We start from the raw sequence: 12496 nt of genomic DNA on the forward strand, positions 1-12496 counted from the left end.
CTTACTCCGCCGCTTCCTTCTGGACGCCGTGGCCGACCGGCACTGCCATCAGGCCGTGCAGCTTCGCGCGGAACGCCCCCAGCGCACCGCCTGCGAGGCGCCGCACCGATGTGAACGACACCGCGCGCGGATTGACCGCCTGGCCGTTGCGCGTCGTCTCGAAATGGAGATGCGGGCCGGTCGACAGCCCCGAATTGCCGCTGCGGCCGATCTGCTGGCCCTTGCGCACCGACTGGCCGGGACGGACCATCACCTTGCTGAGATGCGCATAGCCGGTGGCGAAGCCGCCGCCATGGTCGATCCGCACCAGATTGCCATAGCCCGAGGCGCCGCCCGCCACGCGCACCACCCCGTCGACCGCGGCGAAGACCGGCGAGCCATAGGGGGCGGCGATGTCGATGCCCTTGTGCATCCGGGTGAAGCCGAGGATCGGGTGCATCCGCATGCCGAACGCCGAGGAGAAGCGGCCATTGACCGGCATCGTCATCATGCCGGTCTTGCTGCCGGTGCCGCTGGCGTCGAACCATTCGGTCTTGCCGTCGCTCTCCCAAGGGGCGAGCTGGACGCCGTTCGCGCAGCCGGTGACGCCGGCGTACATCAACTGGCCGTACTGGACCTCGCCGGTGGCGGCGCGCGCCTGGCCGAGAATCAGGTCGAACTTGCAGGCAGATCCCAGTTTCGACACCGATACACGGGATGCGAGCGTGCGCAGGAAGGTCTCCACCGCCTTGGCCGGCGCACCGGCCGCGCGGGCGGAGCGGTAGAGGCTTGATCCGATCAGCCCCTGCACGCGCAGCGGCGTGTGGTCGATCGCGATCGGGATGGATTTGATGGCGAGCGCGGCGCCGGTGCGGACCACTTCGATCCGGCGATCGAAGGCCGCGCGGAAGGCAAGCTTTTCGAGCGGACGGGGCTGCGACTTGTCGACGCGGCGGCCGAGCGTCATCTCCAGCACCGTGTTGCGCTGGATCTGGCCGAGCGGCATCGCGCCGGAGACGAGGCTGGCGACGATCCCGGCATCCGCCTCGCCCACGCCCGAGCGCTGCAATACACCGCGCAGCATCGTGCCGCTCGCGAGCCGTGCCTCATGCTCGATGACCGGGCGTTCGGGGGTATCGGTGAGCGGCTTGACCGGGCCGGTCGCGGCGACGTGGATGCCGGTGTGTGAACCCTTGGCGAGCGGCGCGATGGCTTGCGCCTGCTGCGCCTGTTCGGCTTCACCGGTCAGCGGCGCGGGGACGATGCCCGCGATGGGCCGGTCGAAACCGGGCGACAGCATCCAGGTGGCGGCGCACAGCGCAGCGCAGGTCGCGGCACCGCGGAACCAGGTTCGGGAGCCGATGTCGGCGCCGAGATCGGGCACCAGGTCGAGCGTCGCTAGCCGCTTGCCGATCCGTGCGGGGACGACGGCCGGGATCGCGCGCGCCAGGCCACCGCCGCCGCCGGCAAGGCCCGAGCCATGATCGTCGCGAAAGAACAAGCCGTGCTGCCCCTAAGACCCGATTGCGCGCGGCAAGAAGCGGCGCGTCCATCGAATCACTCTGGAATCACGGTCTTAAAGTCAAATTAAGTTTGCCACCCGGTGACACCGCACGCGCCGACCCGTGCAATGGGCGCGGCGAAATGGCCGAATCGGTCGCAACCGGCACGAAGTCGTGGAAAAGCGCGGCCAAGGAGTTGCCTAATCCGGCGCGCGCGCCGATCTTGGAAAACGACATGAGCCAGTTCGCGCGTTCCCCCGTCACGGCAGTGCTCGGGCCCACCAATACCGGCAAGACCCACCTCGCGGTCGAGCGGATGTGCGGCCATGCCAGCGGCATGATCGGCTTCCCGCTGCGTCTGCTGGCGCGCGAGGTGTATGATCGCGTCGTCGCCATGAAAGGGCCTACCGAGGTCGCGCTGATCACGGGTGAGGAAAAGATCCTGCCGCCCAAGGCGCGCTGGTTCTGCTGCACGGCGGAGAGCATGCCGCTGGAGCGCGAGACTGCGTTCGTCGCGCTCGACGAGGCGCAACTCGGCGCCGATCCGGAGCGCGGCCATGTCTTCACCGATCGGCTGCTGCGTGCGCGCGGCCGCGAGGAGACGATGATCCTCGGCTCGGACAGCCTGCGCCCGATGCTCAAGGCGCTGGTGCCCGAGGCGGAGATCGTCGGGCGGCCGCGCTTCTCGACGCTCAGCTATGCCGGCGCCAAGAAGCTTTCGCGCCTGCCGCGCCGCTCGGCGATCGTCGCCTTCTCGGCCGAGGAAGTCTATGCCGTGGCCGAGGCGCTGCGGCGCTTGCGCGGCGGCGCCGCGGTGGTGATGGGCGCGCTGAGCCCCCGCACCCGCAACGCCCAGGTCGCGATGTTCCAGGCGGGCGAGGTCGACTATCTGGTCGCCACCGATGCGATCGGCATGGGGCTCAACATGGACGTCCACCATGTCGCCTTCGCCTCGCTCCACAAGTTCGACGGCCGCCGTCAGCGCCGGCTGACCATCGCCGAGATGGCGCAGATTGCCGGCCGCGCCGGCCGCCACCAGAAGGACGGCACGTTCGGCGCGCTCCACGCGGAGGGGCCGAGCGCCTTCACCCCCGAGGAGGTTCTGGCGATCGAGGGGCACCAGGTGCCCAGGCTCGAGCATCTCTACTGGCGTGAGGGCGAGCCGGATTTCGACAGCATCGACGCGCTGATCGGCAGCCTCGAGCGCAAGCCCGAGGCGGAGGTGCTGCGCGCCGCGCCCCAGGCGACCGACCTTGCCGTGCTCAAGCGTCTGGCCGAGGAAAGCTGGGTGCGCGATCGGGTGCGGCATCCGCGGATGGTCGCGCGGCTCTGGGCGGCGTGCGGGCTGCCCGATTTCCGCAAGCTCGGCGTCGATCCGCATGCGCGCTTCGTGGGCCGGCTGTTCGGGCATTTGTCCGAAGGGCGCGGCCACGTGCCGCACCAGTGGTTCGCCGACGAGATCCAGCGGCTCGACAATATGGGCGGCGATGTCGAGACGCTTGCCGGGCGCATCGCCGCGGCGCGCAGCTGGGCCTATATCGCCCACCGCGCCGACTGGCTGGAGCAGCCCGCGCATTGGGCCGAGCGCACCCGCACGATCGAGGAGAAGCTGTCCGACGCGCTCCACGTCAGCCTCACCCAGCGCTTCGTCGACAAGCGCACCACGGTGCTGCTCCGCCAGATCGGCGCCGATGCCTCGAACCTGCCGGTGACGATCGGGCCCGAGGGCGAGGTGAGCGTCGAGGAGCATCCGCTCGGGACGCTGCAGGGATTCCGCTTCACCGTCGCCGCCGAGGCGCGCGCCGGGGACAAGCGCATGCTGCTCGCTGCGGCCGAGAAACGGCTGGCGGGCGAATATCGCCGGCGGGGCGCGGCGCTGGCCGAGGCGCCCGACGTGGAGCTGGCGCAGGTCGGCACTGCGATCCACTGGCGCGGGCACGAGGTCGCGCTGCTCAAGCCCGGCGCCAATCTGGTCCGGCCGCGCGTCCAGCTCGACCGCGCGCTCGACGTGCTCGATCCGCAGACCAAGAGCGCCGTGCAGGCGCGGCTGGAGCGCTGGTTCACCGAGCGGGTCGCCGCCGATCTGCCGGTGCTCGCTAGGCTCGACGCGATCACCCGCGAGGGAGCGGCGGGGGCACCCTTGCGTGCGCTGGCCAATGCGCTGCTGGAGCAGGGCGGGCTGCTGCCCCGGCGGGCCGCCGGCGCCATGCTCGAAGCGCTCGACGGCGCCGCGCGCCATCGCCTCCGCAAGATCGGCATGACCATCGGCACGCTGGACGTCTTCGCGCCCGCGCTGCTCAAGCCCCGCGCCGCTGCCCGCAGGCGTGCGCTGATGGGGCTGGAGCAGGGGCCGCCCGATGCCGCCGTGGTGCTGCCGCGCGACGCCAAGGGTGCGGATCTCGTCCATGGCTTCCGGGCGTTCGGCGCGCAGGCGGTGCGCGTCGACCTGGTCGAGCGCATCGCGCGGGCCGCGCACGATGCGCGCCAGGGCCGCAAGCCCTTCGCGCCCGATCCGGCGCTCGCCACCTCGATCGGCCTCAAGCCGGAGACGATCGCCCGGCTGATGGCGCAGCTCGGCTTCCGCACCGCGCGCGGCGATGGCGACGCCCCGCAGCGCTGGATCTGGCAGGGGCTGACCCCGCTCGCCAAGCCAAAGCCGGTGGTGGTGCCCGGCAATGCCTTCGCCGCGCTGGCGGCGCTCCGCAATGGCTGACCCGTCCGCGCACGGCCCGGCGATGCGGCTCGACCGTTTCCTATGGTATGTGCGGATCGTGAAGACGCGCAGCGCCGCGCAGGCCTTGTGCGAGAAGGGGCTGCTGCGGATCGACGGCCGCCGCGTGGAGCGTTCCGCTGCCTCGGTGCGGGTGGGCTCGATTCTCGCCTTCCCGATCCAGGGCAAGGTACGCGTGCTCCGCATCGAGGCGCTGCCGATCCGACGCGGTCCGCCGGGCGAGGCGCGACTATGCTACGAGGATCTCGTTACCGATCGGGACGTTCAGCCCCTGTCCGATGATTGACGTGTGCGCCGCACGCGCATAGCAGGGCCCCCGCATTGATCGTTCGCAACCAAGGACCGTTTCCCCAATGACCTATGTCGTCACCGACGCATGCATCCGGTGCAAGTACATGGACTGTGTCGAGGTCTGTCCGGTCGACTGTTTCTACGAGGGCGAGAACATGCTCGTCATCAATCCCAGCGAATGCATCGACTGCGGCGTGTGCGAGCCGGAATGCCCGGCCGAGGCGATCCTGCCCGATACCGAGAACGGCCTGGAAAAGTGGCTCGAGCTCAACCGCACCTATTCTGAGCAGTGGCCCAACATCACCACCAAGGGTGAAGCGCCCGCAGATGCCGATGCGATGAAGGGCGAGACCGACAAGTTCGACAAATATTTCTCGCCGAACCCCGGCTCGGGCGACTGAGGCGCCGGGGCGGCGTCCGTCGCCGCCCGCGATGGCCCCGAAATGGTGCAGGGCGCAGGGATTTATGCGCCTTTCGCATGACCTTTCACTGGTAATTTTATTACGAGCGTGTTAAATAGCGCCCGACGAAGGCAAGGACTCGCCTTCGCCCGGAGACGCTAGCGTATGCCCCGTGTTCCCTCGTCCGCCGCGCCCTGCGCGCTTGGGCGGGATCCGCAATCCAACCGGGGCCGGTAATTCACGAAAGGTTCCTCGCACCATGGCTGCCAAGGCGCTGTCCTTCGATGTCGGCGATTATGTCGTTTACCCCAAGCACGGCGTGGGCCGTGTGATCGAGCTGCAGAAGCAGGAAATTGCAGGCATGCAGCTCGAGCTTTACGTCCTGCGTTTCGAAAAAGAGAAAATGACGCTCCGCGTGCCGACCAACAAGGCCGAGAGCGTGGGCATGCGCAAGCTTTCCAGCGACAAGACGCTTCGCGAAGCGCTCGACACGCTGAAGGGCAAGCCCAAGGTCAAGCGTACCATGTGGTCGCGCCGCGCCCAGGAATATGAAGCCAAGATCAATTCGGGCGACCTCGTGTCGATCGCCGAAGTGGTCCGCGACCTGTTCCGTGCCGACGACCAGCCCGAGCAGAGCTATTCCGAGCGGCAGATCTTCGAAGGCGCGGCAAGCCGCCTCGCCCGCGAGCTGGCGGCGATGGAAGAGATCGACGAGCCGGCGGCACTGGAAAAGATCCTGGACATCCTGCGCAAGGCCGCAGCGATCCACAACAAGGACAAGGTTCCCGCCTGACGGCGAGGACCCGAAGGGTCGGATCGAAAGGGGGCGGAGCCACGGGCTCGCGCCCCCTTTTCGTTACGGCCGGATCGTGTATTATGGCTGCAACACACGATCCGGGAGGTTCCACATGCGTCCGTTGCTCGCCCTCGCCCTGCTGCCGCTCGCCACGGCGTGCCATGTCGGCTGGGACAACAACAAGGGCACCAAGGTGGAGGCAAGCGGCACCGGCACCAGCCGCAGCTTCGCCGCGCGCGACTTCACCGGGGTCGCGCTGAAGGGTTCGGACGACGTCGACGTGCGTACCGGTACCGCCTTTTCCGTCACGGCGGCGGGGGACCCTGCCGTGCTCGACCAGCTCGATATCCGGCTCGACGGGAAGACGCTCAATGTCGGCCGCAAGGGCAAGGCGGGCATGTTCTGGGACAAGGGTGGCTCGGCCAAGATCCATGTCGTCCTGCCGCGGCTGACCGAGGCCACGGTGGCAGGCTCGGGCACGATGCTGGTCGATCGCGCCGAAGGCAAGTTCGACGGCGTGGTCGCGGGCTCGGGCGACCTGAACCTCGCATCGGTGACGGCGCAGGAGGCATCCTTCTCGATCGCCGGTTCGGGGGATATCACGGTGGCGGGGCGCGCGGACAAGATGGACGTTTCGGTCGCCGGCTCGGGCGACCTCAAGGGGCAGCGATTCACGGCCGACACCGCCGACATTTCCATCGCGGGTTCGGGCAGCGTGCGCGCCAACGTGCCGGGCAACGCCTCGGTCTCGATCCTCGGCTCGGGCGATGTCGAGCTGCGCGGCGGCGCCAAGTGCGAGGTGAGCAAGATCGGCTCGGGCGAGGTGAAATGCTCGTGATGGATGCGGCCGCGTTCCTAGCCGTCCTGTCCGCCGAGCAGACTGCCTAGACGAGGCTCGGGCGACCCGTCACGCCGCCAGCGGGAACCGCAGCAGCTTGCGCTCCGTCGCCACCAGCGCCTCGGCGCCGGGGCCCACCGCGCGGACGATCTCCGGATGCCCCGCATCCAGTCCGCCGGTGAGCGCGCCGAAGGCCGGGAGGATCAGCTTGGTTCCGGTCGCCACGAAGCAGCGGCGGGCGACATGGCGCCCGCGCACCGTGAGCCGCAGCTTGGGGTGGAAGTGGCCGGACAGCTCCGGCCGCGGCTCGCCGGCCTCGGCCTCGTGGCGCAGCACCAGGCCGTCCACCTCGGCCTCCTCGTGCACCACGCCGCCGCAATGATCGACCAGCACCGAATCATGGTTGCCGGTGATCCAGTGCCAGGCGAGCCCGCCGGTCAGCGCGGTCAGCATCGCGCGGGCCTGCGCGGGAAGGCGCTCGCAGCCTTCGACGTCGTGGAAACTGTCGCCCAGGCACCACAATTCGATCGGCGCGACCCGCTCGACCAAAGCAGTCAGCGCCGAGAGTGTCGCCAGCGTGTCGTAGGGCGGCAGCATCTGGCCGCCGAGCGCGAACCAGCTCGCCTTTTCGAAATGCAGGTCCGCGACGAGCAGCGCCCGCCGCGCGGGCCAGTAGAGCGCGCCCTCGGGTAGCGCGCGAAAGTCATGGCCGGCGAACGAAAGGGGAACCATGGCTCTGCTATCCCGCTTCCGTTCGCCTTCGTCAATGCTGATCAGGCGGCGACCGTCGCGCGTTCGACTCGCACCGTCTCGCCCAGCGCGCCGAGGATGCGCACCCAGGAGCGGATGCCCTTGTGGAAGCTCTTCAGCTCGTACTTCTCGTTGGGCGAGTGGATATTGTCGTCGGGCAGCGCGAAGCCGACCATCACGCTGTCCATGCCCAGGATCGAGCGGATCGAGTTGACCACCGGGATCGAACCGCCGCAGCCGAGCAGCGCCGACGTGCCCCATTCGGCATCGAGCGCGCCCTGCGTCGCCGCGAGCGGGCCGCTGTCGCTCGCCAGGCTGATCGCGAAGCTGCCGGGCCCGCGGGTGACGAACTCGGCCGAGCAATCCGCGGGCAGGCGGCTGCGGACATGATGCTGGAAAGCTTCCCACACCTGGTCCGGATCCTGGGTGCCGACCAGCCGGAAGCTCACCTTTGCATGCGCTTCCGCCGGGATCACCGTCTTGAAGCCCTCGCCGGTATAGCCGCCCCACATGCCGTTGATCTCGGCAGTCGGACGCGACCACACCTGTTCGAGCACGGTCTTGCCCGCCTCCCCCGCGGGCACGCGCAGGCCGATCTCGCCGAGGAAGTCGGCGGCGTCGAAGCCGAGCTTGTTCCAGCTCTCCAGCACGGCCGGATCGGTATCCGGCACGCCGTCGTAGAAGCCGTCGAGCGCCACCCGGCCGTCGGCGTCCTTCATCTCGCCGAGGATGCCGGCGAGCAGCTGGAGCGGGTTGCGCGCCGCGCCGCCGTACAGCCCCGAGTGGAGGTCGCGCGAGGGCCCGCGCACCGTCACCTGGCCGGCGGCCATGCCGCGCAGCCCGATGGTGATGCCGGGGGTATCGCGGTCCCACATCAGCGTGTCGCAAATGAGCGCGAAGTCGGCCTTCAGCTCCTCGGCATGGGCGTGGAGAAACGGCTCCAGGCTGGTCGAGCCCGATTCTTCCTCGCCCTCGAACAGGATGGTGACGCGGCAGGGGAGGCGGCCCTCCGCTTCCTTCCAGGCACGGCATGCCTCGACGAAGGTGCGCAGCTGGCCCTTGTCGTCCGAGGCGCCGCGGCCGACGATCGTCTTCGATCCGTCCGCACGCGTGTCGATCCACGGATCGAACGGGTCGCGCGTCCACAGCGCGATCGGGTCGACCGGCTGGACGTCGTAATGGCCGTAGAACAGCACGTGCGGCCCGTCGCCGTCATGGTGCGCGACCACCATCGGGTGCCCCGGCGTATCGGCGACGCGCGCTGCGAAGCCGAGGTCCGCCAGCTCGGCGGCGAGCTGTTCGGCGCCGCGGCGGCAGTCGGCGGCATAGGCCGGATCGGTGGAGATGGAGGGCACGCGCATCAGCGCGGCGAGGCGCTCGACGCTGGAATCGAGCTGCGCATCGGCGATCGCAAGGACGGAGTCGGTCATGGACGCCCAGCTATGCCTCGCCGCGCCCGCCTGCAACCCCGGCAGAGGGGCAGCCTGTCTCGGAAGCGTCATGCGGCATGGTTAACAACACCTTGGCGCCGGTGGTGGCGCGTTCAGGGGGATTTCCATGCTTCGCAACACGGGTATCGCATTGGCGCTGTCGTGCGCCGTCATCGCTCCGGCCCAGGCCCAGCTGGTGCTGCTCGCGCAGGGCCAGCTGACCGGCAGCGCCGCCGGTACCGGCAAGGATCTGTCGGGTCTCGGCTACACGCTGGAGAACGGCGTGCCCGCCAATATCCTCGGCGGCATCGGCTCGGGGCTGAGCTATGCCGGCGGCAACACATTCCTCGCGGTGCCCGATCGCGGGCCCAACGCGACCGCGTATAACGCGCTGGTCGACGATACGACCTCGTACATCAGCCGCTTCCAGACGCTGAGCATGACGCTCACCGCCTCGGCCGGTGGCGCGCTGCCCTTCACGCTGACCCCGCAGCTGCAGAAGACGACCCTGCTCTACAGCCCGACCGCGCTCAATTACGGCAGCGGCGCCGGGCTCGGCACCAAGATCGACGGCACCCCGCTCGGCTCGGGTGCGCCGGTGGTGAACAGCGCGGGGCACTATTACTTCAGCGGCCGCTCCGACAATTACGGCGCGGGCAGCTCGGCCAACCCGGCCAATGGCCGCTTCGATCCCGAGGCGATCCGCGTCTCCAACGACGGCAAAAGCGTCTTCATCTCCGACGAATACGGCCCCTATGTCCGCCAGTTCGACCGCGCGACCGGCGCGCTGGTCAAGACCTTCACGCTGCCGACCAACCTCGACGTCGCCAACCTCTCGCCGCACGGCGATACCGAGATCGGCGGCAACACGGTCGGCCGCGTCGCCAACAAGGGCATGGAAGGCCTGGCGATCACCCCCGACGGCAAGACTTTGGTCGGCATCATGCAGGCGGCGCTGGAGCAGGATGCCGACAAGGCGGGCAAGCTGGTCCGCATCGTCACCATCGACATCGCGACGGGCGAGACGCACGAATATGGCTACAAGCTCACCAGCGGTTCGGGCGTGAGCGAGATCGTGGCGCTGAACGATCACCAGTTTCTGGTCGACGAGCGCGACGGCAAGGGCCTGGGCGACGGCTCCACCGCCAAGGTGAAGCAGCTGTTCCTGATCGACCTGGCCGGCGCCGCCGACATCACCAATCTCAGCGGCAAGGCGGCGCTGGACAAGGCAGTGGCCAAGTCCTCCACGCCCTTCCTCGATCTGGTGGCCGAGCTGGCCAAGCAGGGCGTCACCGGCGCCAACGTGCCCGCCAAGATCGAAGGCGTCAGCTTCGGGCAGGACGTGGCGTACAACGGCGGGACCTACCACACGCTGTACCTCGCCAACGACAACGACTTCGTCCCGGGCGTGGCGGGTGCCAACCAGTTCTACGTGTTCGGCTTCCAGGACAAGGACCTGCCGGGATACGTCGCCCAGTCGGTGGCGGCGGTGCCGGAGCCGGGCGTGTGGGCGATGCTGATCGCCGGGCTGGGGATGATCGGCGGCATGCTGCGGCGTCGCGGCAAGGCAGCGCTGGCGTGAGAGGGGCGGGTGCGGGGCTCTGGCGGGCCCCGCATCGGCTGGCGCGCATAAAAGTAACGTTTGCGCAACAAGCCTTTGTTTTGCGTGCTTGTGATGGATTTCCGACGCGCGTAGCAAGTTCGGCGTCCATCCGGACGCAAGGAAAGGGAAATAGGATGCGGAAGCTTGTTGTAACGATGGCGCTTGCTGCGGCCGCGCTCAGCACGCCGGCCCTCGCCAGCGAGGATGCGCAGCACCTCCGTGCCGAAGGCGGCACGAAGGTCGCGCTGTTTGGTATTGGTGCGTCGAAGTTCCTGCCCGACGTGGAGAATCAGGGCGGCCAACATCCGCCGAAGGTACTTCCGGACGGAACGGATTTTCTGCTCGACATGGATCTCTCGGATTACTTGCCCGATGTGGAAAACGATGGCGGTAACATTCCGGTGGAGCCGCCGAAGCCGAAGTAAGCGTGCGCTGGCGGACGGGTTGAGCATTGTTTGGTTGCAGCTTTTCCCGTCCGGCGGTTTCCAAGGGATTGCCGGTCTCCCGGTGCTCTGAGATAGTCGCGGTCGGGGAAGGGACCGCGTGACAACGACAGAATCGGGCGCGAGCGCGCGGTACGGCGCGTTCATCAGCTACAACCATGCCGATCGCGCCCGCGCGCGCTGGCTGCACCGCGCGCTGGAGCGCTATCGCATCCCCGCCAAGCTGGTCGGGCGCGCGGCCGCGTTCGGGCCGGTGCCGCGGCGGCTGGGGCGGATCTTTCGCGACCTCGACGAACTCTCCGCCGCCAGCGACCTCAGCGCCGAGGTACGCGCGGCGCTGGCCGACTCCGCCTGCCTGATCGTCGTCTGCACGCCGGCGGGCGCCGCCTCGCAATGGGTGGCGCGCGAGATCGCGCTGTTCCGCGAACTCCATCCCGATCGCCCGGTGCTCGCCGCTCTGTTCCAGGGCGAGCCCGCCGAGGCGCTGCCGCTGCCGCTCCGGCGCACCGCCGACGGCGCGGAGACCGAGCCGCTCGCCGCCGATTTCCGCGAAGGCAAGGACGGCAAGCGGCTGGCGCTGCTCAAGCTGGTCGCCGGCGCGGTGGGGGTGCCGCTCGACGCGCTGGTGCAGCGCGACGCGCAGGCGCGGGTGCGGCGCGTGACGGCCGTCACGGCACTGGCGATTCTTTTGCTGCTAGCCATGGCCGGATTGACGATCCTGGCAGTCCGGGCCCGCGGGGAGGCGGAGGCTCGGCGTGCCCAGGCGGAGGGGCTGGTTGAGTTCATGCTGACCGATCTGCGCGACCGGCTGAAGGAGGTCGGGCGACTGGACGTGCTCCGCGCGGCCAACGAGCGCGCCCTGCGCTATTATGGCGAGCAGGACCTGGCGACGCTACCGCCCGACATGCTCGCCCGCCGCGCCCGCGCGCTGATGACGATGGGCGAGGATGCGCTAGAGGCCAAGGATGTCGCCCGCGCGCGTACCGCTTTCGTCGAGGCGAATCGTGTGACCGGTGCACTCGTCGCGCGGTCGCCGAACGTCTACGACCTCGTCTTCGCGCACGCGCAGAGCGAATATTATCTCGGCCTGCTCCACTTCAATGCCGACGAACTTGCAACAGCGGAGTCGCATTTGGAGGCTTATGCGGTGCTTGCCCATCGGCTGAAGGTTATCAATTCCGCTGACCGGCGCACCGCAGAGGAAGTCGCCTATTCTGCGGGCAATCTTTGCGCGCTTCGGATGAAACAACGCGCAACGGCCCGAACGGTGCCGCTATGTGCTGAGGCTCTTCATGCCGCGGAGTTGCTGGCCCGACGTGAACCCGCTGTCGACCAGCGCTGGCGTGACGTGGCCAACTGGCAAGGCTGGCTCGCGGATGCGCAGCGCAATGCGGGCAACTTCGCTGCCAACTTGAAGCTGCGGCGAGAACAGGTCGCCTTGCTTGATCGGCTGGTGGCGAAGGATCCGCGCAATGCACGCAATCGACGGATACACATTTGGGCTGAGCGCGCGCTTGCCAAAGCGGAATCGCATGCTGGTAACCGCGCTGCTGCCGTTGCCAGAATGCGCGCTGCCATCGCTGAATTACGTAGAATGACGGGGTTGGATACAGAAAATCAAGAACTGCTGTCTAAGTTGGAGGAGATGCAGACTGAGTTGGTCGGCATGGAAAGGGGATCTTTATGATCGGTCAGTATCCGTTGTCAATATATCCGCCCTCTAACATCAAAT

At 68.4% G+C, this 12496-nt stretch carries 10 protein-coding genes and 2 pseudogenes; 9 read left to right on the forward strand and 3 right to left on the reverse strand.

The genetic code is table 11. The features are described 5' to 3' along the window. Position 1 precedes the first annotated feature (1 nt). Positions 2 to 1480: a M23 family metallopeptidase gene (locus ABIC65_RS14690; RefSeq protein WP_354309722.1), complete on the reverse strand. Its 1479-nt coding sequence runs from the start codon at positions 1478 to 1480 to the stop codon at positions 2 to 4. Between the two features lie 236 nt (positions 1481 to 1716). On the opposite strand from ABIC65_RS14690, the gene ABIC65_RS14695 reads away from it, so the two are divergent. The 5 genes from ABIC65_RS14695 to ABIC65_RS14715 all read left to right on the forward strand — a co-directional run bounded on the left by ABIC65_RS14695 (position 1717) and on the right by ABIC65_RS14715 (position 6538). Beyond that, positions 1717 to 4194 (forward strand): helicase-related protein, encoded by a 2478-nt coding sequence (locus ABIC65_RS14695; RefSeq protein WP_354309723.1) that lies wholly within the window; start codon positions 1717 to 1719, stop codon positions 4192 to 4194. After that, the gene (locus ABIC65_RS14700; protein ID WP_354309725.1) at positions 4187 to 4498 is read left to right on the forward strand and encodes an RNA-binding S4 domain-containing protein; all 312 of its coding nucleotides are present in this window, start codon (positions 4187 to 4189) and stop codon (positions 4496 to 4498) included. The genes ABIC65_RS14695 and ABIC65_RS14700 overlap by 8 nt, the downstream gene beginning before the upstream one ends. Before the next feature lie 67 nt (positions 4499 to 4565). Next, positions 4566 to 4904 (forward strand): ferredoxin FdxA, encoded by a 339-nt coding sequence (gene fdxA, locus ABIC65_RS14705; protein ID WP_354309727.1) that lies wholly within the window; start codon positions 4566 to 4568, stop codon positions 4902 to 4904. Positions 4905 to 5163: 259 nt separating this feature from the next. Continuing rightward, on the forward strand, positions 5164 to 5697 hold the full coding sequence (locus tag ABIC65_RS14710) for a CarD family transcriptional regulator (RefSeq protein ID WP_066722729.1): 534 nt from the start codon (positions 5164 to 5166) through the stop codon (positions 5695 to 5697). A 115-nt stretch (positions 5698 to 5812) separates the two neighbouring features. Continuing rightward, positions 5813 to 6538, forward strand: coding sequence for a head GIN domain-containing protein (locus ABIC65_RS14715; protein WP_354309729.1), 726 nt, complete (start codon positions 5813 to 5815; stop codon positions 6536 to 6538). A 69-nt stretch (positions 6539 to 6607) separates the two neighbouring features. Here the strand turns inward: ABIC65_RS14715 and pdeM are convergent, their stop codons facing one another. Together pdeM and ABIC65_RS14725 are read right to left on the reverse strand one after the other, a co-directional pair. Then, entirely contained in the window at positions 6608 to 7270 is a 663-nt protein-coding gene (pdeM, locus tag ABIC65_RS14720) for a ligase-associated DNA damage response endonuclease PdeM (protein ID WP_354309731.1), read from the reverse strand. 41 nt (positions 7271 to 7311) lie between these two features. Beyond that, a complete protein-coding gene (locus ABIC65_RS14725) occupies positions 7312 to 8718 on the reverse strand; it encodes a M20/M25/M40 family metallo-hydrolase (RefSeq protein WP_354309733.1) in 1407 nt (468 codons plus the stop codon). A gap of 127 nt (positions 8719 to 8845) precedes the next feature. On the opposite strand from ABIC65_RS14725, the pseudogene ABIC65_RS14730 reads away from it, so the two are divergent. The 4 genes and pseudogenes from ABIC65_RS14730 to ABIC65_RS14740 form a co-directional block, all read left to right on the forward strand. Further along, positions 8846 to 10105, forward strand: a pseudogene (locus ABIC65_RS14730) (esterase-like activity of phytase family protein); the annotation flags it as partial. Between the two features lie 90 nt (positions 10106 to 10195). Continuing rightward, positions 10196 to 10300, forward strand: a pseudogene (locus ABIC65_RS22330) (PEPxxWA-CTERM sorting domain-containing protein); the annotation flags it as partial. 155 nt (positions 10301 to 10455) lie between these two features. Then, positions 10456 to 10746, forward strand: a complete 291-nt coding sequence (locus tag ABIC65_RS14735) for a hypothetical protein (protein ID WP_354309736.1) — start codon at positions 10456 to 10458, stop codon at positions 10744 to 10746. A gap of 118 nt (positions 10747 to 10864) precedes the next feature. Then, entirely contained in the window at positions 10865 to 12451 is a 1587-nt protein-coding gene (locus ABIC65_RS14740; RefSeq protein ID WP_354309738.1) for a toll/interleukin-1 receptor domain-containing protein, read from the forward strand. Positions 12452 to 12496 lie beyond the last annotated feature (45 nt).

This window comes from Sphingomonas trueperi, from assembly GCF_040545665.1.
Taxonomy (GTDB): Bacteria; Pseudomonadota; Alphaproteobacteria; order Sphingomonadales; family Sphingomonadaceae; genus Sphingomonas; species Sphingomonas trueperi_B.